This window comes from Gluconacetobacter aggeris, assembly GCF_014174395.1.
Lineage (GTDB): Bacteria > Pseudomonadota > Alphaproteobacteria > Acetobacterales > Acetobacteraceae > Gluconacetobacter > Gluconacetobacter aggeris.
In genome coordinates this window covers 281,343-305,508 of sequence record NZ_JABEQD010000003.1, presented here as the reverse complement: position 1 = coordinate 305,508, position 24,166 = coordinate 281,343, and the positions used below count along the sequence as shown (strand labels likewise).

At 65.8% G+C, this 24,166-nt stretch carries 18 protein-coding genes; all 18 read right to left on the bottom strand.

What is annotated here, in order from left to right; all coding sequences use genetic code 11:
• Positions 1-39 precede the first annotated feature (39 nt).
• The 18 genes from HLH36_RS06420 to HLH36_RS06335 all read right to left on the bottom strand — a co-directional run bounded on the left by HLH36_RS06420 (position 40) and on the right by HLH36_RS06335 (position 23,883).
• On the bottom strand, positions 40-2,673 hold the full coding sequence (locus HLH36_RS06420; RefSeq protein ID WP_182985602.1) for a TonB-dependent receptor plug domain-containing protein: 2,634 nt from the start codon (positions 2,671-2,673) through the stop codon (positions 40-42).
• 309 nt (positions 2,674-2,982) lie between these two features.
• Positions 2,983-3,441: a CBS domain-containing protein gene (locus HLH36_RS06415; protein ID WP_182985601.1), complete on the bottom strand. Its 459-nt coding sequence runs from the start codon at positions 3,439-3,441 to the stop codon at positions 2,983-2,985.
• A 114-nt stretch (positions 3,442-3,555) separates the two neighbouring features.
• A complete protein-coding gene (locus HLH36_RS06410) occupies positions 3,556-5,016 on the bottom strand; it encodes an NADH-quinone oxidoreductase subunit N (protein ID WP_182985600.1) in 1,461 nt (486 codons plus the stop codon).
• The gene (locus tag HLH36_RS06405) at positions 5,013-6,515 is read right to left on the bottom strand and encodes a complex I subunit 4 family protein (RefSeq protein WP_182985599.1); all 1,503 of its coding nucleotides are present in this window, start codon (positions 6,513-6,515) and stop codon (positions 5,013-5,015) included. Before HLH36_RS06405 ends, HLH36_RS06410 begins: the two co-directional genes overlap by 4 nt.
• Positions 6,512-8,362 carry an NADH-quinone oxidoreductase subunit L gene (gene nuoL, locus HLH36_RS06400; RefSeq protein WP_182985598.1) on the bottom strand — a complete coding sequence of 617 codons (1,851 nt, stop codon included), beginning with the start codon at positions 8,360-8,362 and terminating at the stop codon, positions 6,512-6,514. The genes HLH36_RS06405 and nuoL overlap by 4 nt, the downstream gene beginning before the upstream one ends.
• A gap of 4 nt (positions 8,363-8,366) precedes the next feature.
• Entirely contained in the window at positions 8,367-8,678 is a 312-nt protein-coding gene (nuoK, locus tag HLH36_RS06395; protein WP_182985597.1) for an NADH-quinone oxidoreductase subunit NuoK, read from the bottom strand.
• Position 8,679: 1 nt separating this feature from the next.
• Positions 8,680-9,201 (bottom strand): NADH-quinone oxidoreductase subunit J, encoded by a 522-nt coding sequence (nuoJ, locus tag HLH36_RS06390; protein ID WP_182985596.1) that lies wholly within the window; start codon positions 9,199-9,201, stop codon positions 8,680-8,682.
• Between the two features lie 14 nt (positions 9,202-9,215).
• Positions 9,216-9,728 (bottom strand): NADH-quinone oxidoreductase subunit NuoI, encoded by a 513-nt coding sequence (gene nuoI / locus HLH36_RS06385; RefSeq protein ID WP_182985595.1) that lies wholly within the window; start codon positions 9,726-9,728, stop codon positions 9,216-9,218.
• A gap of 14 nt (positions 9,729-9,742) precedes the next feature.
• Positions 9,743-10,699 (bottom strand): NADH-quinone oxidoreductase subunit NuoH, encoded by a 957-nt coding sequence (gene nuoH, locus HLH36_RS06380; protein ID WP_182985594.1) that lies wholly within the window; start codon positions 10,697-10,699, stop codon positions 9,743-9,745.
• On the bottom strand, positions 10,696-13,401 hold the full coding sequence (gene nuoG / locus HLH36_RS06375) for an NADH-quinone oxidoreductase subunit NuoG (RefSeq protein ID WP_182985593.1): 2,706 nt from the start codon (positions 13,399-13,401) through the stop codon (positions 10,696-10,698). Before nuoG ends, nuoH begins: the two co-directional genes overlap by 4 nt.
• Before the next feature lie 16 nt (positions 13,402-13,417).
• Positions 13,418-14,713, bottom strand: coding sequence for an NADH-quinone oxidoreductase subunit NuoF (nuoF, locus tag HLH36_RS06370; RefSeq protein WP_182985592.1), 1,296 nt, complete (start codon positions 14,711-14,713; stop codon positions 13,418-13,420).
• Complete coding sequence (gene nuoE / locus HLH36_RS06365) at positions 14,710-15,204, bottom strand: NADH-quinone oxidoreductase subunit NuoE (RefSeq protein WP_182985591.1); 495 nt, start codon at positions 15,202-15,204, stop codon at positions 14,710-14,712. The genes nuoF and nuoE overlap by 4 nt, the downstream gene beginning before the upstream one ends.
• The gene (gene nuoC / locus HLH36_RS06360; protein WP_182985590.1) at positions 15,191-16,972 is read right to left on the bottom strand and encodes an NADH-quinone oxidoreductase subunit C/D; all 1,782 of its coding nucleotides are present in this window, start codon (positions 16,970-16,972) and stop codon (positions 15,191-15,193) included. The genes nuoE and nuoC overlap by 14 nt, the downstream gene beginning before the upstream one ends.
• 12 nt (positions 16,973-16,984) lie before the next feature.
• Positions 16,985-17,626, bottom strand: coding sequence for an NADH-quinone oxidoreductase subunit B (locus tag HLH36_RS06355; RefSeq protein ID WP_182985589.1), 642 nt, complete (start codon positions 17,624-17,626; stop codon positions 16,985-16,987).
• Positions 17,627-17,628: 2 nt separating this feature from the next.
• Positions 17,629-18,045, bottom strand: a complete 417-nt coding sequence (locus tag HLH36_RS06350; RefSeq protein ID WP_246376509.1) for an NADH-quinone oxidoreductase subunit A — start codon at positions 18,043-18,045, stop codon at positions 17,629-17,631.
• A gap of 67 nt (positions 18,046-18,112) precedes the next feature.
• Complete coding sequence (locus HLH36_RS06345; RefSeq protein ID WP_182985588.1) at positions 18,113-19,525, bottom strand: efflux transporter outer membrane subunit; 1,413 nt, start codon at positions 19,523-19,525, stop codon at positions 18,113-18,115.
• On the bottom strand, positions 19,515-20,720 hold the full coding sequence (locus tag HLH36_RS06340; protein ID WP_182985587.1) for an efflux RND transporter periplasmic adaptor subunit: 1,206 nt from the start codon (positions 20,718-20,720) through the stop codon (positions 19,515-19,517). The genes HLH36_RS06345 and HLH36_RS06340 overlap by 11 nt, the downstream gene beginning before the upstream one ends.
• Complete coding sequence (locus tag HLH36_RS06335) at positions 20,713-23,883, bottom strand: efflux RND transporter permease subunit (RefSeq protein ID WP_182985586.1); 3,171 nt, start codon at positions 23,881-23,883, stop codon at positions 20,713-20,715. The genes HLH36_RS06340 and HLH36_RS06335 overlap by 8 nt, the downstream gene beginning before the upstream one ends.
• Between the last annotated feature and the right edge of the window lie 283 nt (positions 23,884-24,166).

Below are 24,166 nucleotides of genomic sequence, written 5' to 3'. Positions count from 1 at the left end.
GGGCATTATGCCCCTCCCTTGCATCCGCAGGAACGGATGTCAGAATGTGGCATTCACGCGCCCATAATAATACCCACCCGTGATAGGGACCTGCGACGAGCTGGCGTCATACACGGCGGTGCCGCCGCTATTGAGGATATCGGGCAGCCGGCGCGGGCGCACATTGAAGACGTTATTCGCGCCAATCGCGAAATGCCAGTGACGGTCGAAACGATAGCCGATTTCGAGATCCGTCAGCCAGCGCGGCGTGTTCTTGAACTGGCCGAAGCACGAATTGGAGTAGCGCAGGGCGCCGCCGCTGGCGCAGGTGAGCGCGCCGTTCGTCCAGTCCTGATAGGTCATCATATCCGTCGTCTCGCCGTATCGGGTCTGGCGGACGTTGATGTCCCATTTCCCGATTGTATAATAGGCATTCAGGATGATCTTGCTGCGCGGATAGGCGGTCGTGAGATATCCTATAGTCTGGGCATTGAGCAAGGACCTGCCATTCGCATCTGTGGCGGCATGATGCAGGCGTGTGCGGTTCAGGTCCAGCGCCATGGAGAGCATCAGATTGCCGTAACGGTGCAGGTGGAACGTGTAGTCGGCCTTGATGTCGAGGCCCTGAGTCCGTGTACTGCCGATATTGGCGAAATAATAGGCCGAGACGTTCTGCGGATCGATATCGTTGACCGGCAGGACATAGCCCATCGCCTGGATCGCATTGATCGCGGTCAGCCCCTTGGTCACGCCGCCCTGGCCGATACGGTTGCGGAGGTTGATCTGGTAGACGTCCGCTTCGACATGAAAGCCATCAACCGGTTCGACGACGAGGCCGCCGCTGGCATTGACCGAATATTCCGGTTTCAGCGGCTGGGCACCGAGAAGCGCGGCCGCGGCGGAGCTGACGGGGAGCAGGCCGGCCGCACCTGTCGGGCTGACGCTCATGGTGCTGAAATGCTGTTCCGCCATCGTGGGGGCGCGGAAGCCCGTGCTGATGGTGCCACGTAAGGCAATCCGCTTCGTGATGTCGTAGCGGGTCGAGACCTTACCGTTCTGGGTATTGCCGACATCGGTATAATGCTCGAAACGTCCCGCGAAATCGAGATCCCAGTTCTTCAGGAGACGGAAATCGCCGTCGATATAGGCGGCCCAGATGTCGCGGCTCCAGTTGCCGGCGCTTTGCGGCGCGATGCCGACATAGCCCTGCGTGCCGCCGACTTCGTAGGAGGCGGGTTCGCCGGCCACGATTTCGTAGGTTTCCAGGCGATGTTCGCCGCCAAAGGCCAGGGTCATCGGTACGGTGTGAAAGATGTCGATATGCCGCCGGAAGTCCAGATTGTTGGTCCACTGGGCGTTGCGGTAGCTCTGGGTGTGTACTGTGGTCGGCGAATAGCCGCAGCCGGTGGTTGAGATGTTCGCGACGTTACCATTGTTGCATCGGCTGCTCAGCAGCCCCGGATTGGCTGTGTGCTTGTTGCCGATATTGTCTTCATCTGCGCCATACTGGGTGCTGAGGTCCCAGTCGAACCCGAGGAAATCGTGGCCCTTGATGCCGAGCATGGCCGCGTAGTCATTTTCCTCGATCGTTTCCAAAGGCGAGAAGCCGGCGGGGTAGAGCGTCGGCGCGATGGTCGGAATGCGGTAGTTCTGGATCGCTTCCGCATGACGGTGGCCGTAGGTGATCTGCCCGTAGAAATCGACCTTCTCGCCGATCGGTTTTCCGAAATCGATGCCCAGATTCTCGCGCGTTTCTTCCGGCGTGCTCATGATCTTGTTCGAGTCGAGGGGAAGTTTGAGCGGGTTGGCCACGATGCCGTTATAATAGCCGCTGGTGGTGGCCCCTTGTGGCCAGTAGCCGAGAAGACGGTGGTCCTTGGTACCTTTCGGAACGAAATGGTCGGTATGGTAGACCTGTCCGCTCAGATGCATATAGCCATCATTGCCGAGCTTGAACCCGCCATCGGCGTTGACCTGATATTGCCAGCCGTCGCCGTTATAGGCGTTCGCGCCGGTCTGCGCCGAAACGTTGAGGCCGTGGCTGGTCTTCTTGGTGATGATGTTGACCACGCCGGCGATGGCGTCCGAGCCGTACATGGCCGCCGCGCCATCTTCCAGAACCTCGATATGATCGATCATGTTGGCGGGGATCATGTTCAGGTCGACGCCGGTTGCGCCGAAGCTCGGACCGGAATTCTGGATAATGTTGGCTGTCACGTGACGGCGCTTGCCATCGACCAGGACGAGAACCTGATTGGGGTTGAGGCCACGCATGCGGATCGAGGAGGTGAGGGCTGCGGTGTCGCTGCCTTTGGCCTGGATGTTGATGGAGGCATAGGTGCGCGTCAGCGCGTCAGCCAGGTTCAATTGTCCTGAACGGGTCAGGGTGGCCGCGGTCACGACCGAGACCGGCGAAGTACTCTGGCGGGCGTGGCGGTTGCTGTCGTGGGTGCCGGTCACGATCACGGCTTCGCCCGCATCGGGCGGTGCCTGATAGGGAGCTGCAGCGGGAATGGGAGCGGGGGGCGCCCCGGCGGAAACGGCGGGCGTGCTGGTCACTTTCCGGCTCTTCGTGGCAGTGCGGTGGCCGGTTGTGGAGGCTGCGGATGTCGTGGCGGTCTGAGCGATCGCGCTGGCGACGTCGCACTGGATGGCAAGAATGGTAGCTGCGATCAGGCTTCGCCTTAGGGTCATAGAATTACTGTGCTCCCGCGCCATTTGCTACGTTATCGAGATAACGTGAGGCGGATCGCGGTTTCGTTTCAATACAAAATCATGTTGTCTGCAACGAATTTGTTCGGGGCACAAACATTGTTGCATATATATCGCGTGTGACATTCGTTGTTATTATTTAGAAATAAAATGAAAGAAAAGACGTGCAATGTCACATTCAATGGTGCGGGGAAACTTGGTTGTTTTGTTGTTTCTTATATGTAATAAGAAAAAATTTACCCCTGCTGGGGTGTGCTGCCAGTGGGCCGTTTGGAATGGCCGTTCAGTCTTTCAATGTCCGACCGAGCCGTGATCGTTGCGCCAGACGTAATCCTGCATCGCAGATGCCAGGCGTTCGGCTTCGTCCACACGGAATTTCACGATGTCGCCGATGCTCACGATCCCGATGACGGCACCGTTGTCGATAATGGGGAGATGACGTGCCCGGCAATCGGTCATCTTGCGCCCGACCTTCAGGATCTGTTCATCCAGCGTTGTCGTCGGTACGTTGCGGGTCATGATGTCGTGGGCCGCCAGATGAGCCACGTCCATGCCGTGGCCGGCCAGCGCGGCGACGAGGTCGCGTTCCGATACCAGGCCGCGGAGATGGGTGTGCTCGTCGAGCACGGGAACGGCGCCGATCCGGTTCCGCGTCATCAGGCTGGCGATTTCGCGGATTGGTGTGTCTTCATGCACAGTGAAGAGATGGCGGTCCTTGTTTTCCAGGGCCTGGAGAACGGTGGCGGTCATGACGTCGTGTCCCTTTTTTCGGATTATTGATGTGGCGTGTGCGTCGCGGACCTGTCCGTATCGCTCAGATGGGAAGCGCAATGGAAAAAGACAGGGTGCGGGTGCGGCATCCGCTCATTCCCTGTACAGGATGTCGTGAGGCGCCGCGGGGCGCAGGCTGGCTTCGCGCATGATGGGCGCGGGACGCAGGAGCGAATGGGTCTGTCGGACGAGCGTCTCGGGAAAGAGTCCGGCCAGGACGGTAACGATGGCCAGGATGGCGATCAGGCCGGCATTTGCGGGTGTGCCGCGTGCCGCGCGGTGCTCTTCCGGGGCCGGTTCCATCATCGCGCGCACGACATTCAGGTAATAATAGAGCCCGATGATGCTGCTTGCGACGAGCGCGACCAGCAGCACGATCCGGCGCGCCGACACGCCGGCGATGACGATATAGGTCTTGGCGAAAAATCCGATGGCTGGTGGGATGCCTGCCAATGAAATCAGCATGATGGCCATGGCGAATGCCAAGGCGGGGCGATGGCGGAACATGCCGCGCCAGCCGGCGATGTCGGCAGGGACGGATGCGCCGCCGAGTGCCGCGAATGCGCCGGAGGTCGCGGCCGCGTATGCCGCCAGGTAGATGGCGGCGCTGGCGAGGCCGAACGGCCCGGGAGACAGAAGGGCGAGCAGCAGGTAGCCGACATGCGCGATGGACGACCCGGCCAGCAGGCGCTTGAGATTGTTTTGCCCCAGTGCCAGCAGGTTTCCGCCGAACATGCTCAGTAAGGCGACGATGGCGAGTTCCGTGCCTGCGGCGTCGGGGCGGAGCAGATCGGCCCCTGCGAAATAGCGTGCCAGTGCCGCGAAGAGGGCAATCTTGGAGGTGACGGCGATAAAGGACGCGACCGGTGTGGGGGCGCCCTCCATGACGTCGGGGAGCCAGGTGTGGAAGGGCACGGCCGAAAGCTTGAAGAATAGTCCGGTCAGCACCAGAGCCGTTGCCGCCAGGGGAAGGGCCGGCCCTTCCGGCCCCTCCAGGGAGGGTGCTGCAAAACGCAGGCTGCCGCTGTCGGCGTGGGACAGTGCGAGGCCGAACAGGAGGATCGCCGATGAGAGGCCGGCCAGGATCAGATATTTGATCGCGGCTTCGTCAGCCGTGGGATGGGTGCGGCGCCAGGCGATCAGGCCCAGCAGAGACAGGCTCAGTGTCTCCAGCCCCAGGAAGAAGATCACCATGTCCGCGCTGCCGGCCATGACCAGCGCGCCGAGTGTGCCGAGCAGCAGCAGCAGGTAGAATTCGTCGGAAGACGTGCCGGTCTCCCGCCATGCCATGATCATGGTGGCGGTCGAGGATAGCAGGATGAGCGCGGCAATGTAGGTGAACCATCCGTCGGGTACGAACAGCATGCCCATAGGATCGCCCGGCCAGGGGAGGAGGGGCCACCACAGGCTGGCAAAGGCCAGGAGCAGCGTTGCCAGCGCGATGACGATGGCGCGTCCTTCGGATCGGCGCCACGCGATGCACAGCAGCAGGAGTGCGATGCCGCCGCTCAGGATCGGCAGTGAGGGTGGCAGACCCGAAAGCAGGGTGGTCATGGGTGGAGGCCCTCCGGCTGCGGCGTGGCGTGGGCGGGCGCCGGTAATGACAGGTCCAGGACCGGCTGGGGATAGGTGCCCAGCAACAGCAGAAGGGCCATGGTGAGGCTCAGCACCGTCATTTGCCGAGGGCCGAAATCAGCCGGCGGTGGCGTGTGGATAGTCCCCTGGCCTGCATGGGGCGGGCCCAGGAAGGCGCGGCCGACCATGGTGAGGGAATAGACGGCCGAGAGTACCAGCCCTGCGGTGCCGAGAATTGCCATCGGCGGGCTGACGCGCCAGGTAGCAAGCAGGGTCAGGAACTCGCCCACGAAATTGCCCATGCCGGGCAGGCCGAGCGATGCGATGGCGAAGAACAGGCCGACGGAAGAGAGATGCGGCAGGGCCTGCCACAGGCCGCCCATGCGCCGCATGTCGCGCGTGTGCAGCCGGTCCTGCAGCGAGCCGGCGATGACGAACAGGGCGCCGGTGCTCAGCCCGTGCGCCACCATCTGCACAACTGCGCCGCGCATGCCCATGGGTGAGCCGGAGAAGATGCCCAACAGCACGAAGCCCAGATGGCTCACGCTGCTGTAGGCGATCAGCCGCTTCATGTCGTCCTGTGCCAGTGACAGCCACGCGCCGTACAGGATGCCGGCCACGCCCAGTGCGAGGGCCACGGGCGCGAACCGGGCCGCAGCCTCGGGGAACAGCAGGGCGACGAAACGGATCAGCCCGTAGCCGCCGGTTTTCAGCAGGATGCCGGCCAGCAGCACGCTGCCGGCGGTAGGGGCCTGGGTATGGGTATCGGGCAGCCAGACATGCAGCGGCACCACCGGCAGCTTGACGGCGAAGGCGACGAAGAAGCCCAGCATCAGAACCATGGCGGTTGTCGGCATCAGGGGCGTGTCGGCCAGGACGAAGTAATCGAAGGTGACGATGCCCGTGGCGTGCTGGTGCAGGATGACGAGGCCCAGGATGGCGACCAGCATCAGCAGGCCGCTGCCCTGCGTGAACAGGAAGAACTTGATGGCGGCGCGGCGCCGGTCCTCATGCCCCCATTGCAGGATCAGCACATACATCGGTACCAGCATCAGTTCCCAGAAGAAGAAGAACAGGAACAGGTCGGTGGCCAGGAAGACGCCATTGATGCCGGCGATCGTCGCGAGAAGCAGCAGATGGAAGAGACCCGGCTGCTCACCGACGTCGCGTGCCGAGAGGATCACGCAGGGAAAGGACAGGAGGGTCGTCAGCCACAGCATCACGAGACTCAGACCGTCCATGTCCATGCGCGCGGCGATGCCCAGCGCCGGAATCCAGGGTGTGGAGAAATGGGCGAGCCATGGGCCGTGGCCCCATTCGGCCGTGCAGGTGATGAAGAGCAGCAGCAGCGCCTGCAACAGGATGGTCGTGATCGCAACCCACCAGGACAGGGACGATGCCTGTCTGCCCCGGTCGGACAGCCACGCGGTGAGGCCACCGGTTGCCGGCAGCAGGATGAGGGCGGGAAGCGCGATCATGGCCGGATGCCCAGGCACAGGGCCACGACCGTGCCCGCCGCGATCCAGCCGGCATAGCGGCGGACCTGCCCGCTTTGCATGCGGCTGAGCATCCGGCTGCCGGCGCGGGTGGTCGCCGCCGTGGCGTCGGACAGGCGGTCGCATAGATCGCTCTGGTTCAGTCGGCCGAGCGTGATGAACGGGCGCACGAGCAGCGTGTCATAGAGCGTGTCGAATCCCCAGCCGGTGCGTGCCAGGCGGGCGATTGCATCCTCCGGCGCCGTTCGTGCCTGCGTGCGGGGGCGCCACAATAGCCATGCCACGCCGACACCGGCGAGCGGCACCAGCGAGCCTGCCCACAACAGCCAGGAGGGGCCCTCGGCCGTCGCTGTGCCGAACAGGGGCGACAGGAGGTGCGACAGGAGATGCACCGGGGCGATGGTGTCGGGCATTTCCATCCATCCACCCGCCAGTGCGAGAATGGCGAGGCAGGCGAGGGGAATGGCCATCGTCGCGCCGGTGCGGCCCGTAGGCTCCGTGTGCCGGGTTCCGAGGAACACGATGAAGACGCAGCGGAAGATATAGATCGCCGTTGCGAAGGCACCGAGCAGGGCGCCGGCCCAGAGCAGGGGATTGGCGTGCCACGCGCCTTGGAGAATCATCTCCTTGCTGTAGAAGCCGGCCGTCAGCAACGGCAGGCCGGCCAATGCCGCAGCACCCGCCAGGAAAGCGGAGAACACGACCGGCATGGCGGGTGCCAGTCCGCCCATCTGGTAGATATCCTGCCGGTGATGGACGCGCAGGATGACCGCGCCGGCCGCCATGAACAGCAGGGCCTTGAAGAAGGCGTGGGTGACCAGATGGAAGATTGCCGCCTGCCAGGCGCCGGAGCCGAGGGCGAGGAACATGTAGCCGATCTGGCTCATGGTCGAATAGGCGAGGATACGCTTGATGTCGGTCTGTACCAGGGCACTGCCGGCGGCCAGCAGCAATGTGATCAATCCGACCAGCGCGACGGCTTTCATCGCGACGGGGACCGCCATGAACAGGGGGTGCAGGCGTGCGATCAGATAGACGCCGGCGGTGACCATGGTCGCGGCATGGATCAGGGCGGAGACCGGGGTCGGTCCGGCCATGGCGTCGGGCAGCCAGGTCTGGAGCGGCACCTGCGCGGATTTGGCGGCGGCGCCCCCCAGCAACAGGAAAGCGGCCGTTGCCGGCAGCAACTGGGCCGGACCGGTGGCTACGATGTGCAGCAGGGCCGCGATATCCAGCGTGCTGGCCTGGGTGGCAAGCAGCAGGAGGCCGCAGAGCATCGCCGCGTCGCCGATGCGCGTGACGATGAAGGCCTTGCGCGCGGCGACGACGTTGGCGGTGTCGGTATGCCAGAAGCCGATCAGGAGATAGGAGCAGATCCCCACGCCCTCCCAGCCGATATACAGGCTCAGCAGGTCCGACGAGAAGACCAGGACCAGCATTGCCGCGACGAACAGGGTCATGCAGCCGAAGAAGCGCGCGATGTCGGGGTCGTCGTGCATATAGCCGCAGGCGTAAAGCAGGATCAGGAACCCGACGCCGGTGACGACCAGCATCATGACCAGCGAGAGCGGGTCGAGGGCGAATGCGATCCGGGTGCTGAAGCCTTCGACCCGCATCCACGACCAAAGCGCCATATGCAGGGTACCGGCGGGTAGGGGAGCCGCCAGGAAGCTGGCAGCGAGCCGGCCGGCAAGCAGGGCCGAGAGCCCGACCGACCCGGCACCGATCATGCAGGAGGCGCGCGCAGGCATGCGGCCGGCTGAAACGAACAGGATTCCAGCCGCGAGAAGGGGGCAGAAGACGATTAACGGCAGGAGTAGAGCGTCCATTTCCCTATCCCTTCAGTCGGTTGCCGGTATCGGCGTCCAATGTCGGGCGGCCGGCGGCATGCAGGCGCAGGATGATAGCCAGCCCGACGGCGGCCTCGGCGGCAGCGAGCGACAGGATCATCAGGAACATCACCTGCCCCTGTGCCGCATGCCAGCGCGCGCCGGCGGCGATGAAGGCCAGCGCCGCCGCGTTCAGCATGATCTCGATGGACATCAGCATCAGCAGCAGGTTGCGCCGGGCCAGCACGCCCAGCAGGCCGGTGGCGAACAGGATGCTGGCAAGCAGCAGCGCTTCGGTGGGAGAGGGCGTGCTCATCTCACGCTTCTCCCGTCACGGTACCGCGGATGTTGCGGCCGATGTGAAAGGCGCTGACCAGACCGGCCAGAAGCAGGAAGGAGGCCAGCTCCACGCTCAGCACGTAGGGGCCGTAGAGCATGATGCCGACGGCCTGCGGCCCGATCGAAACCAGGGTATCGGGACCTGCAGCGGGCGGCAGGGCGCGCAGCGTGATGCAGAGTGCGGCCAGCAGGAGGCATGAGAGGATGGCAGGGCCAATCCAGATTCCGGGTGCCATCCAGTGCCGTTCCCGGTCGCGGTCCGTCCGGCCCAGATTGAGCATCATCACCACGAAGACGAACAGCACCATGACGGCACCCGCATAGATGATGATTTCCAGCATCGCGGCGAACGGTGCGCCCAATGCCTGGAATATGCCGGCGAGCGACAGCAGGAGCACGACGAGATACAGCAACGCATGCACCGGAACGGCGCGCGTCACGACCATGATGGCGGCGCATGCGGCGACCAGCGAGAAGAGGATGAAGGGAAGGTCCGACATGGTGCTTCTCCCGGCTATGGCAGGAGGGTGTGGATGTCGACGGGCGGGGCCTCGCGTTCGGCCTCGCCCTTGTCCTTGCCGGGAATTTTCACGCCGGCGACGCGAAAGAAGCTGTAGTCGGGATATTTTCCGGTGCCGCTGATCAGCAGATCTTCCTTTTCGTAGACCAGGTTCGGCCGCAGATATTCGCTCATCTCGAAATCGGGGGTGAGCTGAATGGCGTAGGTCGGGCAGGCTTCCTCGCACATGCCGCAGAAGATGCAGCGGGAGAAGTTGATCCGAAAATAGTCGGGATACCATCTGCCGTCCTGCTCGGCCTTTTGCAGGCTGATGCAGTCCACCGGGCAGGCCACGGCGCACAGATTGCAGGCCACGCACCGTTCCATGCCATCGGGATCGCGCGAGAGGATGATCCGGCCGCGATAGCGCGGCGGCAGGGGAGGCTTGTGCTCGGGATAGCCCACCGTCACGCGGCGGTGGCCCATATGCAGGAAGGTCAGCCAGAGGGTGCGCAGGATTCCGAACATGGCATGGTCTTCCTCTATCCCGGCGCATGCAGGAGCAGGATCGCGCCGGTGGCGGCGATGTTGAGCAGGGAGAGCGGCAGCAGGATCTTCCAGCCCAGGGCCATCAACTGGTCGTAGCGCGGGCGGGGGAGTGCCGCGCGCAGCAGGATGAACAGGCAGACCAGCGCCCCGGTCTTCAGGCCGAACCACAATGGGGGCGGCAGCAACGGCCCCTGCCAGCCGCCCAGATACAGTGTGGCCAGCAGGGCCGAAATCAGGACCACGCCGGCATATTCGGCCAGGAAGAACATGCCGAACTTCATGCCCGAATATTCGGTGTGGAAACCGGCACCCAGTTCGTTCTCGCCTTCCGGCAGGTCGAAGGGCAGGCGATGCGTCTCCGCCACGCCGGCGAGCATGAACACCATGCAGCCCAGCACCTGCGGCACGATGAACCACAGGCCGGACTGCGCCAGCACGATGTCGCGCATGCTGAACGAGCCTGCCTGCATCACGACGCCCAGCACCGACAGGCCCATGAACACTTCGTAGCTGATCATCTGGGCTGCCGCGCGCATGCCGCCCAGAAGCGCGTATTTGCTGTTGGAGGCCCAGCCGGCCAGCACCACGCCGTAGACGCCCATCCCCATCATCGCCAGCACGAACAGCAGCCCGACATTCAGATTGCCGGCGATGCTCCAGAACGCGGTGACGGGCACGACGCCGAAGGACAGCAGCACCGTCATCATGCCGATCGCAGGCGCCAGCACGAACACCCCCCGGTCGGCGAAGGGAGGTATCCAGTCCTGTTTGAACAGGATCTTGACGCCGTCGGCCACGGCCTGAAGGATGCCGCCCGGCCCTACGCGATTGGGGCCGTAGCGGTCCTGCCACAGGCCCAGCAGCCGCCGTTCGAACCAGGTCAGGAAGGTGGCCAGCCCCAGCAGCACTGCAAGGGTCACGCCGATGATCAGCGGCATTGGAACGGTCATGGCGTATCGTCCCTGTGCAGTTGCACGCGGACGGGGGCGGTAAAGGCGCGGGCGGCCAGATGGGGCGGGCACAGGGCGATGCCGGGTGGCAGTGCCGGATCGTGCCGGACGGGCAGGGTGAGGCGTTCGCCGGCCAGCGTGAGGCTGACCATGCCGCCATCCTGCAGTCCTGCCGGCAGCGTGCCGAGGCGCAGGGTGGCTGGCGTTACGCGTGCGGCGATGGGGGGCGAGAGGGCGCTGAGTTCCTCGGTGCCGAACAGGCGGGGTTCGGGCAGCAGCAGCAGGTCGTCGGGGGCGGCGGTGGAGGGGGCGGGAATGTCATGATGCCATTCGGGGGCCTGGGCGGGGATGCCGTCATCCAGCAGGCGTGCGCCGGCATCGCCACCCCGCATCGGGCCGCCGATTTCCTGCTGGAAGCGGTTGAGGGACTGGACGGAGTTCCAGCCAGGGGCGTGATAGAAGGGCACCAGGGCGCCGGGCGTGTCCGGGGAATAGGCGCCTTCCATGGAGGGCGAGAGGGGGGTGTCGGGCGATTGCGGCAAGGGGCGGTCGTGGACGCTGATATTGGCCCGGACGGCCGTGCGACCGCTGATGCGTGCCGGTTCGCTGCGGAGCCTGCGGCCGTCGAGACGGTATCCGGCGTCGGGCGCGGCATCGATGATACGGGACAGGGCCGGAATATCGTGCGCTATTGTGGCTACGATCTGGTCCAGGTTCGTCCATTCGGGTGCGTCCGCGTGGGTGGCGGCCCGGGTGAACTGTTGGGTCCAGCGCCAGCTTTCCTGAACCGGCATGGTGGGGGTGATTACCGGCAGGAAGCGTTGGGCGCGGCCTTCGGTGCTGACCAGCGTGCCGCCGCTCTCGGCGAAACTGGCGGCCGGCAGTACGAGGTCCGCGCGTTCGGCCAGTCTTGTGGCGATATGGTCGATGACCACGAGGTGGGGCACGGCGGCCAGGAGTTCGTCCAGTGTTGCGGTATCCAGCCGGCGGGTCAGGTCGTTTTCCACCACCACCAGCGTGCCGATGTGCCCTGTGCGGGCCATGGTGCGCACCGCGTCGAGCGGGATACCGCCTGTCAGAGCCATGCCCATGCTGTTGCAATCGGGAGCCACCAGTGACAGCGCCGCGTCCGCGCCGGTGGCATGCAGGGCGGTGGCGATGTTGGCGGCGGCGTGGATGAGAGCGGCGTTGGCGTATTGCAGGCCGGCGACAATCAAGGGGCGGCGGCCGGTGCGCAAGGCGGTGGCGATCGTGTCCGCCAGTCGGGATTCCGTCTCCGACAGGTCCGGCGCATCGGGCGCCGAACCGTCGAGGCGGTGGGCGACGGCGAAGCCCAGGCGCGCGATGGCGTCGGGTGCCGCGCGGTGAGCCGTGGCCGCTATCGGATCGAGGTCGGTGGCGGCGGGTGTCAGCACCATCAGCGGCGAGGGGGCGTCGGAGCCGAACATGCGCACGGCGGCGTCCATCCAGTGCGGCACCTTCGCCGCGTCGGCGGCGGGGAAAGCAGCCCGGCGCAGGGTCTGGCGCAGGGCCAGGCTCAGGCGCGGGGCGGTGACGCAGACATCCTCGCCCAGTACCAGGACGGCGTCGGCGGATTCCATGTCGTGCAGGCTGGGGTTGCGGGCCGGCGTTGCGCGCAGGAGGGCTGGGACCTGCATGGTCAGGTCATGCTCAAGCTGCGCCAGTCCGGTTGAAAACCGGTCAGGGCCGGTGAGACAGCGCAGGGCGAAGTTCGATTCCAGCGACGCCCGTGTCGATCCGATGCCCACGATCGGGCCGTCCTTGGCCATGGTGGCGAACCGTTCCAGTGCGGTTGCCATCGAGATGGGAACGGGGATGCCGCCCTGCCGCAGGATGGGCGCACGCGGGCGGGTGGGGGCGTTGGTGAACCCATGGCCGTAACGCCCGCGATCGCACAGGAAATAGCGATTGACCGCCTCGTGATAGCGATTGATCACCCGGCGGACCGAGCCCTGCCGCGCATTGACGATGGTGTTGCAGCCCACGGCGCAGTGCGCGCAGACCGAGGGCGCGCCGCCCATGTCCCATTTGCGGCTGTAGACAGCCGAGAACGGTTTGTCAGTGAAGACGCCGGTGGGGCAGATTTCCACGAGGTTTCCGCTGAAGGCGCTTTCCAGCGCGCCGTCTTCGTGGCGGCCGAAATAGAGGTCGTTATGGGCTGCGAAGGCCGCCAGATCCTCGCCGCCGGCATAGTCGCGATAGAAGCGCACGCAGCGATAGCAGCCGATGCAGCGGTTCATTTCGTGATTGATGAACGGCCCCAGATCCTGGTTGCGGTGCGTACGCTTGGCGAAGCGATAGCGGCGTGAATCATGGCCGGTCATGACCGTCATGTCCTGGAGGTGGCATTCGCCGCCTTCGGGGCAGACGGGGCAGTCGTGCGGGTGGTTGGTCATCAGCCATTCGACGACACCGGCGCGGAATTCCCGCGCCTGGGGATCGTCGATGGACAGGATCGCGCCGTCGGTGACCTGCGTCATGCAGGCCATGACGATGCGGCCGGTCTTGTCGTCGGGGCCGCTGAACTGCTTGATGGCGCACTGGCGGCAGGCGCCTACCGAGCCCAGCTCCGGATGCCAGCAGAAATAGGGGAGGTCGGCGCCGGCCTCCAGGCAGGCTTGCAGCAGATTCTCGTCCGTGCGGGCGGGGCAGGCGCGGCCGTCGATCAGGATCGTCGCCATGGTCCCGTCGTTCCTTCTATGCGGCGTGACGCAGCGGGCAGGCCCGCAGGCGGATGTGGGTGTCGAAATCCTCGCGGAACAGTTTCAGGCCGCTGGCCAGCGGGGCCATGGCGCCCGGTGCGTGCGCGCAGAAGGTGCGGCCCATGGGGCCGATCATGCGGGCATGGTCGTGCAGCCGGTCCAGATCCTCGGGCTCGCCGGTGCCGTTCTCGATGGCGTCCAGCAGGCGCTCGACCCAGGGCAGGCCGTCGCGGCAGGGCGTGCACCAGCCGCAGGATTCCTGGGCGAAGAAATGTTCCAGATTATGGAGCATGCCGATGGGGCAGGTCCGGTCGTCCAGCAGGATGGCCAGGCCGGTGCCCAGCCGGCTGCCGGCCTTTTCCACCGCGCCATAGTCCATCGGTATGTCGATCTGTCCGGCGTCGAGGAACGCGGTGGAGGCACCCCCGGGCAGCAGTGCGCGCAGCCGGTAGCCGTCGCGTATGCCGCCGGCATGCTCCTCGATGATCGCGCGCAGGGGGGTGCCCATCGGCAGTTCCCACGCGCCGGGCCGGCGCACGCGACCGCTGACGCCGTAGAGCTTGGTGCCGCTGTCCGGGCCTAGGCCGAGCGAGACGAACCATTCCGCGCCGTTGGTGACGATGTGCGGCAGGTTGCAGAGCGTCTCGACATTGTTGACGACGCTGGGCGCGCCCCACAGGCCACCGACCTGCGGGAAGGGCGGTTTGCTGCGCGGCTGGGCCCGGCGGCCTTCCAGCGCGGTCAGCAGGGCGGTTTCCTCGCCGCAGATATAGCGGCCGCCGCTGGCATGGACGTGGATCTCGAACCCGAAGCCGGAGCCCAGGATGTCCTCGCCCAGCCATCCGACCTGCCGGGCTTCCGCGATTGCGCGGTTCAGCCGCTCCAGCGCCAGATGATATTCGCCGCGCAGGAAGATCACGCCGTGGCCGGCCTGGATGGCGTAGCCGGCGATGATCATGCCTTCGATCAGTTGCAGCGGGTTGCCTTCCAGCAATATTCGGTCCTTGAAGGTGCCGGGCTCCATCTCGTCGGCGTTGGCGATCAGGTATTTGCGGCGGGTGGCGGCGGGGTCCTTGGGTACGAAGCTCCATTTCTGGCCGGTGCCGAAGCCCGCCCCGCCGCGGCCGCGCAGTTTCGATGCGGTGACCATGTCGATCACCGCATCGGGGGTCATGTCGCGCAGGGCGCGGCGAACCGCCTGCCAGCCGCCGGCGCGGCCATAGGCGGCGCAATCGGGCGGGCCGTCGGGCAGGCCGATCATGGCGGTGAGGGGGCGGTCGGATATGGTCATGGCGTGGGGGCCCGCAGGGTGTCGGCCAGTTGCTCCGCCGTCTCGGCGGTCAGGTCGCCATGGAGGGTCCGGTCCACCAGCATGGCAGGTGCGTGGTCGCAATGGCCGAGGCAGACGATCGGCAGCAGCGTGACGGCGCCGTCCGCCGTGGTTTCGCCCGGCCGGATGCCCAGCCGGGCTTGCAGGCGCGTGCAGACGGCGTCTCGGCCCATGATCCAGCAGGAGACGCTGTCGCACAGCAGGATGACGTGCCGCCCGACCGGGCGGCGGAAGATCAGGTTGAAATAGGTGGCGATACCGTCGAGATCGGCCGGTGACATGCCGAGCAGGGAGGCGGTTTCGGCCAGATGCGTGTCGCTGACCCAGCCGAAATAGTCCTGCACCATCGTCAGCGCGGAGACCGAGGCTGCGCGGAGCCGGTGCTCGGCCTGGGCGAGATCGGCGATCCGGGCCCGCAAATCGGGGGGAAGCGGGGCGTCAGCGGTCGACATCGGCCATCACGAAATCGATGCTGCCGATGATGGCGATCAGGTCGGCGATCATGGCGCCGCGGCTGATCAGCGGGATCATCTGCAGGTGGGGGAAAGAGGGGGTGCGGATGCGTGTGCGGTAGGACATCGTGCCGCCATCACTGATCAGGTGATACTGGTTGAGCCCCTTGGTGGCCTCGATGCAGCCGCGCGCCTCGCCGGGTGGAATGACCGGGCCCCAGCTCACATTCAGGAAATGATGGATCAGGGTTTCGATGTCGTGCATCGTCCGTGCCCTGGGCGGCGGGATGGTGAGCGGATGGTCCGCCTTGGTCGGGCCGGCGGGCATGTTGTCGACGCATTGGCGGACGATGCGCAGGCTCTGGCGGATTTCGGCGATGTGTACCACCACGCGGTCGTAGCAATCGCCGTTCGTGGCCGTCGGGATGTCGAATTCGAGCTGGTCGTAGCAGGCATAGGGCGCGCGGCGGCGGTAATCCCATTCCAGCCCGCAGGCGCGCAGGCCGGGGCCGGTGACGCCCCATTCGATCGCCTCGCGCAGCGTGTAGGCGCCAACACCCTTGGTACGCGCGCGGAAAATGCCGTTGCGCATCACCATTTTCTCGTATTCGTCGAGGCGTTTCGGCAGATGGTCGAGAAAGGTGCGGATCAGGGCGTCCCAGCCGACGGGTAGATCCATCGCGACGCCGCCGATGCGGAAGAAGGCGGGGTGCATGCGAAAGCCGCAGATGGCTTCGATGATCTCGAACACCCGCTCGCGGTCGGTGAACATGTAGAATACGGGCGAAAGCTGGCCGACATCCTGGCTCATGGTGCCGTAGAACACCAGGTGGCTGGCGATGCGGAACAGTTCCGCCAGCATCACGCGGATCATCTGCGCCCGGGGGGGGACCTGGATGCCCGCCAGCGTTTCCACCGCCATGACGTAGGGGAAATTGTTCATCACGCCGCCCAGATAATCGACGCGATCGGTGTAGGGGATGTAGCTGTGCCAGGATTGGCGCTCGCCCATTTTCTCGGCGCCGCGATGGTGGAAGCCGATATCGGGTACGGCATCGACGATCCGCTCGCCTTCGAGTTGCAGCACGATGCGGAACACGCCGTGTACGCTGGGATGGTTGGGGCCGAGATTGAGGAACATGAAATCGGTGTTCGCCGAATGGCGCCGCATGCCCCATTGGCCGGGATCGAAGCGGAGGGCCTCCTGCTCGCGCTTCTCCTGGTCCTCGGTCAGGCTGTAGGGCGGCATTTCGGTGGCGCGGGCGTAATGGTCCTTGCGCAGCGGGTGGCCGACCCATGTTGGCGGCGTCAGGATGCGGCGCTGGAACGGGTGCCCGTCGAAGACGATGCCGAACAGGTCCCAGGCCTCGCATTCGTACCAGTTCGCGTTCGGCCACAGGTCGGTGATGGTGGGGGCGTGCGGGCGGTCTGCCGGCAGGGGGACCTTCACGCGCAGTTCGTCGCCGGCGTCGGCGAAGGAGAGCAGGTGATAGACCAGGGTGAAGGCGGATGCGGGCTGGTTGCCGCGATGCGTGCGTTCGCGCTCGTCGATCACCGTCAGGTCGAAGAGCATGCGCAGTGCCGTGTCCGGCTGTTTCAGGCGGGCGAGGACATCATGCACATCGTGCCGTGCGATCCAGACCGTCGGCACGGCGTCGCGTGTTGGCTCGATGGCCAGGATCGCGGGCGTGGAGGCGCGCGTCACCTGCGCGAACATGGTGTCGGGCGCGCGAAGATCGGCCGGCCGGGGTGGGGTGGCCACGATCATCGTCGCCTCCGTTCAGAGCGCGTCGGGAGAGCGGAGGTCGCGCGCCGCGCGGCGTATGTCGCGCCTGGCGTCGCGCATGCTGGGTGGTGTCACGCGTTCGATGCCTTGCGGGCCGACCATCCAGCTCAGCGGGCGCCGTTGGGTGCCGATGGCGTTCTGCAACAGCATCAGCCCCTCCAGCAGCGCGTCGGGGCGCGGCGGGCAGCCGGGCACGTAGACATCGACCGGCAGGAAGGAATCCACGCCCTGCACTACGCTGTAGATGTCGTACATGCCGCCAGAATTGGCGCAGGAGCCCATCGAGATGACCCAGCGCGGTTCCAGCATCTGATCGTAGAGATACTTGATGATCGGGGCCATCTTCACGAATACGGTGCCGGAGATGACGATCAGGTCGGCCTCGCGCGGGGTGGCGCGCAGCACTTCGGACCCGAAACGGGCAATGTCGTATTTGCTGGTGAAGGCCGTCGCCATTTCGACATAGCAGCAGGAGAGGCCGAAATTGAACGGCCAGATCGAATTCTTCCGGCCCCAGGACACGAAATCCTGCAGGCGGCCCATGACCAGGCTGCGACGGACCGCCTCGGCCGCGGTCGGGTTCTCCGGTCGCGTGGAGGCCGGGGTGGCCGAGGCCGAGGTCAGGGACCAGCGCATGCCTATGATACCTTTCGGGTCAGTCGCTGCGTGGGGCCCCATTCCAGACCCCCGCTGCGCCACAGATAGGCCAGTGCGATCCCCAGATAGACCGTGAACAGGAGCACTGCGCCATAGCCCTGCCACCCTGCCTGCCGGACGATCGGGGCCCATGAGAACAGGAAGACCGCCTCGGCATCGAAGATCACGAAGAACACGGCGATCAGATAATATTGCACGGGCAGGCGCAGATGGGCCGAGCCTACGGGCAGGATGCCGGATTCGAACGGCAGGTTCATCGATGCGCCACGGGCGGGGCCGACACGCCGGTTGCCGGTGACGGAAGCCAGGGCCAGCATCATCGCCAGCAGGGCCGCGATGGCGATGGCATAGAGCATCAGGGGATGCAGCGCACAGAAGCTCCACATGGACAACACCATCGGGTTGTCGCCGCTGAACGTGTGCCGCGGATACCAGGTTGCAGGACGGGAAATCTTTGCCGAATATTTAACGGTCCCGTGGGGATCGTTCCCATCCGCCGCCCATGGCGCGCACGAGGTCGATCCCCGCCACCAGGCGCCGGGTGGTGATGGTGATCATGTCCTGGCGTGCCTGCAGCTCTGCGGTCTGGGCGATGACGACCTGGAGATAATCCACCGCGCCTTCGCGATACTGGATGGTTGCCAACTGGTTGGTACGGGCGGCGGCGGAGACGGCCTCTTCCTGTCGTGCGGAGGCGTCGGCCAGGTGGTTGAGCAGGGCGAGCTGGTCTTCGACCTCGCGGAAGGCGTTGAGTGTGGTCTGGCGGTCATTCGCGGCGGCTTCGGCATAGGCGGCGTGCATGGCGGCCAGATCGGCGAAGCGGCGGCCGCCGTCGAAAACGGCCAGCGTGGCCAGTGCCGGGCCGAGGGCCCACACGCCCGTCCCCGCCGATAGCAGCATGCCCGTTGTCGTTGCCGATCCGCCCGATGCGCCGAGGGTGATGGTAGGAAAAAAGGCCGCGCGTGCGATGCCGATCCGCGCGTTTGCCGCCGCCATGCGCCGTTCGGCGGCGGCGATGTCCGGGCGGCGTTGCAGCAGCGTGGATGGGGCCGTGACGGGGATGACCGGCACCGGGTCCATGGCGCTGGCCGGAGGGAGGGAGAACAGGGACGGTTCCTCGCCGATCAGCACGGCGATGGCGTGTTCGGTCAGGGCGCGATCGGCCACTTGCTGGTCCAGTTGGGATTGGACCGAGGCCAGTTGGGTGCGGGCGCGGCCGACATCGAGTTCGCTTGCCGCGCCGCCGGTAAAGCGGGTCGTGGTCAGGTCCAGCGCCGCCTGATAGGCGGCGATCGTGCGGCGCAGGACGTCGATCCGGGCATCCAGCCCGCGAAGCTGGAAATAATCCTCGCCCAGTTCGGCCTCCAGGCTGAGACGCATGGTGGCGAGATCGGCGGCGCTGGCTTGGGCGTCGGAGCGTGCTGCGGCGACGAGGTTGCGGATGCGGCCCCAGAGATCGGGCTCCCATGAAATGGTGCCGCCGGCGGCGTAGGTACGATAATCGAAACGATTGCCGGTCTGGGCGAACACGGCGCGTTCGCGCTCGGCGCTGGAGGCTGCGTCGATCTGGGGGAAGAATTCGGCCCGTGCACGCCGCACCAGGGCGCGGGCCTGATCGTATCGCGCCACCGCTGCCGCAAGCTGGGGACTGTTATGCGCGATCCGGGCCTCCAGCGCGTTCAGCCTGGCGTCCGCCATGATTGTCCACCAGTCCGGGCGGCCGGCCGTGTCTGCCGGTTGTGCCGGGGTCCAGGGGCCGCTTTCCTTGAAGGCGGGGACGGTAGGGGGAGCGGGTTTGTGGTCGTCGGGCGCCAGGTTGCAGGCAGAAAGCAGCGCGAGAGTGAGAAGCAGGGCTCTGCAACGGAAATCAGGTGCCATGCGGGGTGTCCTGCGGCCGGACCTCGTCGCCGTCGCGCAGATCGTCCCTGGGATTGTCGATGACGGCGCTTTGCGGTGGCAGGCCCGTGACCTCCAGCTCGGTGCCGAAATCGGTCACGATGGTGATGGGCTGGATCTTTACATGGTGGCTGGAATCCATCGTCGCGACGGTGGTGCCGTCGCGCCGGAACAGCAGGCTGCTGGCGGGCACGCGGACGGGGGAGGATGCGGTGCCGGCAGTGGTATCGGTGCCGGGAAAAGTGAAGGCGATCCGGGCATAGGCGCCCGGTTTCAGCAGGTTTTCGCCATTGTCGTAGACAAGCTGCACCAGCATGGCGCCGGACTGGGGATCGACGGCGTTCGATGAGCGGATGAGGTGGGCCTGGAAGGTGCGGCCGGGGTAATCGGGTACCGTAAAGGCGACCACCATGCCGTCCTGCATCCGGGCCGCATAGGCCTGGGGCACGCTGACATAGAGGCGCAGCCTGGTGACATCGGAAACGGTGAAGAGCGGCTGGGCCGCCGTGGTGCCGGCGACGATCAAGGCGCCGATATCGGTGGCGCGGCTGGTCACGATGCCGGTGAATGGCGCGGTGATGTGTTTGAAGCCAGAGAGGGTTTCCAGCCGCTCCACCTCGGCCGCCGCTTCGTGGCGCGTGGCCTCGCTGGCGGCGAAATTGCCCCTTCGTTCGTCGGTTTCCTGCTGGGACACCGCGTTCTGCGCATTGAGGCGGTCCCAGCGGCGGGTGGTGATGCGGGCGAGGTCGCGCTGGGCGGTGCGGGTTGCCAGTGCGGCGCGGGCGGCGGCGAGCTGCTGGTCCACATCGGGCGTGTCGATTTCCGCCAGCAACTGGCCCTGCTGCACCTTTTGCCCGATATCGACATACCAGCGGCGCAGATAGCCGTTGGTGCGGGCGTAGACGGGCGCGCTGTACCAGGCCTGCAACCGTCCGGGCAGGACCAGCCTGTCCGTCGCCATGCCGCCCGGATGGATGATGGTCACCGTCGGGATTGTGCCGGCCAGTGTTTCCGCATGAAGCCGGTGTCGGGCATGCAGGCGCAACAGCGTGCCCGCCACCAGGACCAGCGCGAATAGCGATGCCCCGATCAGGACGAACTGGCCGAGCCGGGGCGGTGGCCTGCCGCCTTGTGTCTGCGTCTCCGTCTCCGTCTGCGTCGGAGCGGGGTCACGCATGAGCGGAGGCTTCATGCACGGCAGCCCGTGCGCGGCGTTGATAGATGATGGCGAACAGGGCCGGCACGAGGAACAGCGAGGCGCAGGTGGCGAAGATCAGCCCGCCGACGACGGCGCGGCCGAGCGGGGCGTTCTGCTCGCCGCCTTCGCCGAAGCCCATCGCCATGGGCAGCATGCCGATGACCATGGCCAGCGCGGTCATCAGCACCGGCCGCAGGCGGGTCTTGCCGGCCGCCATCGCCGCTTGCAGCGCATCGCCATGTTCGGCGAGCTGTTCGCGGCAGAAGGCGATGACCAGGATGGAATTGGCGGTGGCGACGCCCATGCACATGATCGCGCCGGTCAGGGCCGGGACCGACAGCGGCGTGCCGGTGGCGAACAGCATCCAGCAGATCCCGGCCAGTGCCGCCGGCAAAGCGAGGATGACGATGCATGGATCGGTCCAGCTCTGGAAATTGATCACGATCAGCAGATAGATCAGCACGATGGCCCCCAGCAGCCCCGCGCCGAGGCCGGAGAAGGCGGTGGTCATGGACTCGTACTGCCCGCGCAGCGTCACCGTGACCGTTGCCGGGCGCTGGGGCTCCAGCCGGTCCAGCACCCGTTGCACGTCGGAGGCGACGGCACCCAGGTCGCGCCCGTCGCTGCCGGCGAAGATGTCGATCAGCGGGCGGATATTGTATTGCCCTTCCACGGGGGAGGTGGTGCCGCGCGTGATCGTGCCCAGTGCGCCCAGCACCTGGGGCCGTGTTGCCAGGGCGCCCGTGCCGGTCACCGGCAGGCCGATCACGTCCGACAGGGCGCCGATCCGGTACTCCGGCATCTGGACCGAGATCGGGTAGGTCACGTTGTTCTGCGGGTTCAGCCAGTAGAGCGGGGCGGTCTGCGATGTGCCGGCGATCGAGGTTGCGATGCTGCTGGTGACGTCGCCTTCCGTCAGGCCCAGTTGGTTGATGCGGGTACGGTCGACCTCGAAACGCAGTTCGGGATAGCTGGCGGGCTGCTGTATCCGGGCGTCGACCAGCCCGTCGATGCGGCGGATGTCGCGCAGCACCCGTTCGGCGAACTGCCGTGTCTCGTCGGGCTGCGGCCCGCTGACCTGGATGTCGATCGGGGCCGGGGCGCCGAAATTGAGGATCTGGCTGGTGATGTCCGATGGCAGGAAGGCGAAGCTGGCCTGCGGGAACAGCCGGGGGAGGTCGGCGCGCAGGCGGCGGATATAGCGCGCGGTGGGATGGTGGTCCTCCTTCAGCGCGATCAGGATGTCCCCGTCCTCGGGCCCGATCGTGCCGGAGGCGCTGTAGGACACGTTGATGGCGCTGTTCGGCAGGCCGATCATGTCGGCGATGGACAGCACTTCGCCGGCCGGGATGCGCGCGCGGATCTGCTTCTCGACATTCAGGAAGAGCGAGGCGGTTTCCTCGATCCGCATGCCGACCGGTCCGCGCACATGCAGGGTTATCGCCCCTGCATCCACCTGAGGAAAGAAATTGCGGCCGAGAAAGGGCAGGAAGGCCAGGCTGAGGACGGCGAAGCCAAGAAAGAGGCAGATGAAGCGGCCGCGATGGGCCAGAACGGCCTCCAGCACCCTGCCGTACTGCTCCCGGAGTGATGCGAAGCGCCGTTCGAATCCGTGCTGGAAGCGGGTGAACATGCCGCCCGCCGTGCCGTCCCCATGGTTGTGGGGGCGGAGCAGGAACATGGCCATGGTGGGAACCAATGTGCGCGAGAGGAGGAAGGACATCATCATCGCGAACATCACCGACAGGGCCATCGGCACGAAGAGAAAGCTCGACACGCCCGGCAGGTAGAACATCGGCACGAAGACGATGCAGATGCACAGCAGCGACAGGAAGGCGGGCACGATGATCTCGCCCGAGCCGTCGATGATGGCGGGGTGAACATCCTTGCCCATCTCCAGATGGCGTTCGATATTTTCGATCGTTACCGTCGCCTCGTCCACCAGGATGCCGACGGCGAGTGCCAGCCCGCCCAGTGTCATGACGTTCAATGTCTGGCCGAAGGCCGACAGGATGGCGACGGCGCCGAGGATCGAAAGCGGGATCGAGGTGGCCACGATCAGGGTGGAGCGCCACGAGCCGAGAAAGAGCAGGATCATCAGGCTGGTCAGCCCGGCTGCGACCGCGCCTTCGCGCAGCACGCCGCTGACGGCGGCCCGGACGAACAGCGACTGGTCGTTGACGGGCGTGATCCGAAGCTGTTTCGGCAGGCCGCGCCTGGCGTCGGGTATCGTGTCGCGAATGCCCTGGACGATGGCGATGGTGGAGGTCGCCCCCGATTTCAGCACCGTCAGCAGGGCCGAACGCTGGCCGTCGACATGGACGATGTTCTGCTGCGGCAGCGAGCCGTCGCGCACATGGGCCACGTCGCGGATGCGGACCACGGCGCCGTTCACCGTCCTGACCGGCAGCATGTCGAGCTGTTCGACCGATGGCGGCGCGTTGTTCAGGCGGAGATTATACTGGTATTCGCCGATTTTCACGAAACCGGCGGGGGTGATCTGGGTCTGGATGGACAGGGCGCTGGCTACGTCCAGGCCCGAGACGCCGCGCGCCTGCAACTGGCTGGGGTCGAGGTCCATCTGGATCTGCCGTACCCGCCCGCCTGTGGGGAAGGGAATGGCGGCACCGGGCACCATCACCAGCCGGGTGCGGATGAAGTTGAAGCCGAAATCATAGAGCTGCTGTTCGGTCAGCCCCGTTCCCGACAGGCCGAGCTGGAGGATCGGCACGGTGGAGGCGTTGTAGTTCAGGATGAGCGGCGGCGTTGTCCCGACCGGAAGCTGGCGCAGCAGCGTCTGGGCGATCGCCGTGACCTGGGCATTGGCGAGGCGCACATCGGCACCGGGCTGGAAGAAGATCTTGGTGACGCCGATCCCGGTCAGGGCCTGGCCCTCGATATGCTCGATATCGTTCACCGTCGTCGTCAGCGCACGCTGGAAGGGGAGCTGGATGCGGCCCGACATGTCCTGCGGCGAAAGGTTGGTATAGGTCCAGGCGACCGCGACGACGGGGATGCTGATATCGGGGAAGATGTCCTTGGGCGTACGGACGGCCGACAGCACGCCGGCGATCACGATCAGGATCGCCATGACCACGAATGTGTAGGGGCGGGCGAGCGCGAGCCGGACGATCGCGTTCATGACCGTGCGGTGCGGGCTTGTGGCCGATCCGGTGGAAGTGCCCCGCAGGGTGCCGTCTCCGGCGCGTGCCCTTTCCCGGCAACGTGCCGCCCGCTAGTCCTCCGGTCCTGCATCAAGCGGCATCTTTCCATGATCCGGCGTACGGAAGCCTGGCATGCGGGCATGGTTGCCCGCCGACAGTTGATATAGCTGCCGGTGGCAGGGGAAAGTGCGTCAATTGCGAGCGATCACGATGAATTTTACGGTCGGTTTGAAGAGTCGCCCGCGGCGAAAGGAGGAATGG

What these genes read in the sequence shown, in the direction of transcription:
- nuoH (WP_182985594.1), bottom strand. Translation starts at nt 10,699, where the DNA reads ATGACCGTTCCAATGCCGCTGATCATCGGCGTGACCCTTGCAGTGCTG.
- HLH36_RS06335 (WP_182985586.1), bottom strand. Translation starts at nt 23,883, where the DNA reads ATGAACGCGATCGTCCGGCTCGCGCTCGCCCGCCCCTACACATTCGTG.
- HLH36_RS06420 (WP_182985602.1), bottom strand. Translation starts at nt 2,673, where the DNA reads ATGACCCTAAGGCGAAGCCTGATCGCAGCTACCATTCTTGCCATCCAG.
- nuoL (WP_182985598.1), bottom strand. Translation starts at nt 8,362, where the DNA reads ATGGACGCTCTACTCCTGCCGTTAATCGTCTTCTGCCCCCTTCTCGCG.
- HLH36_RS06410 (WP_182985600.1), bottom strand. Translation starts at nt 5,016, where the DNA reads ATGACCACCCTGCTTTCGGGTCTGCCACCCTCACTGCCGATCCTGAGC.
- HLH36_RS06350 (WP_246376509.1), bottom strand. Translation starts at nt 18,045, where the DNA reads ATGGTGTTGTCCATGTGGAGCTTCTGTGCGCTGCATCCCCTGATGCTC.
- nuoI (WP_182985595.1), bottom strand. Translation starts at nt 9,728, where the DNA reads ATGTTCGGAATCCTGCGCACCCTCTGGCTGACCTTCCTGCATATGGGC.
- HLH36_RS06345 (WP_182985588.1), bottom strand. Translation starts at nt 19,525, where the DNA reads ATGGCACCTGATTTCCGTTGCAGAGCCCTGCTTCTCACTCTCGCGCTG.
- HLH36_RS06355 (WP_182985589.1), bottom strand. Translation starts at nt 17,626, where the DNA reads ATGCGCTGGTCCCTGACCTCGGCCTCGGCCACCCCGGCCTCCACGCGA.
- HLH36_RS06405 (WP_182985599.1), bottom strand. Translation starts at nt 6,515, where the DNA reads ATGATCGCGCTTCCCGCCCTCATCCTGCTGCCGGCAACCGGTGGCCTC.
- nuoE (WP_182985591.1), bottom strand. Translation starts at nt 15,204, where the DNA reads ATGTCGACCGCTGACGCCCCGCTTCCCCCCGATTTGCGGGCCCGGATC.
- nuoJ (WP_182985596.1), bottom strand. Translation starts at nt 9,201, where the DNA reads ATGTCGGACCTTCCCTTCATCCTCTTCTCGCTGGTCGCCGCATGCGCC.
- HLH36_RS06415 (WP_182985601.1), bottom strand. Translation starts at nt 3,441, where the DNA reads ATGACCGCCACCGTTCTCCAGGCCCTGGAAAACAAGGACCGCCATCTC.
- nuoG (WP_182985593.1), bottom strand. Translation starts at nt 13,401, where the DNA reads ATGGCGACGATCCTGATCGACGGCCGCGCCTGCCCCGCCCGCACGGAC.
- HLH36_RS06340 (WP_182985587.1), bottom strand. Translation starts at nt 20,720, where the DNA reads ATGCGTGACCCCGCTCCGACGCAGACGGAGACGGAGACGCAGACACAA.
- nuoC (WP_182985590.1), bottom strand. Translation starts at nt 16,972, where the DNA reads ATGATCGTGGCCACCCCACCCCGGCCGGCCGATCTTCGCGCGCCCGAC.
- nuoK (WP_182985597.1), bottom strand. Translation starts at nt 8,678, where the DNA reads ATGAGCACGCCCTCTCCCACCGAAGCGCTGCTGCTTGCCAGCATCCTG.
- nuoF (WP_182985592.1), bottom strand. Translation starts at nt 14,713, where the DNA reads ATGACCATATCCGACCGCCCCCTCACCGCCATGATCGGCCTGCCCGAC.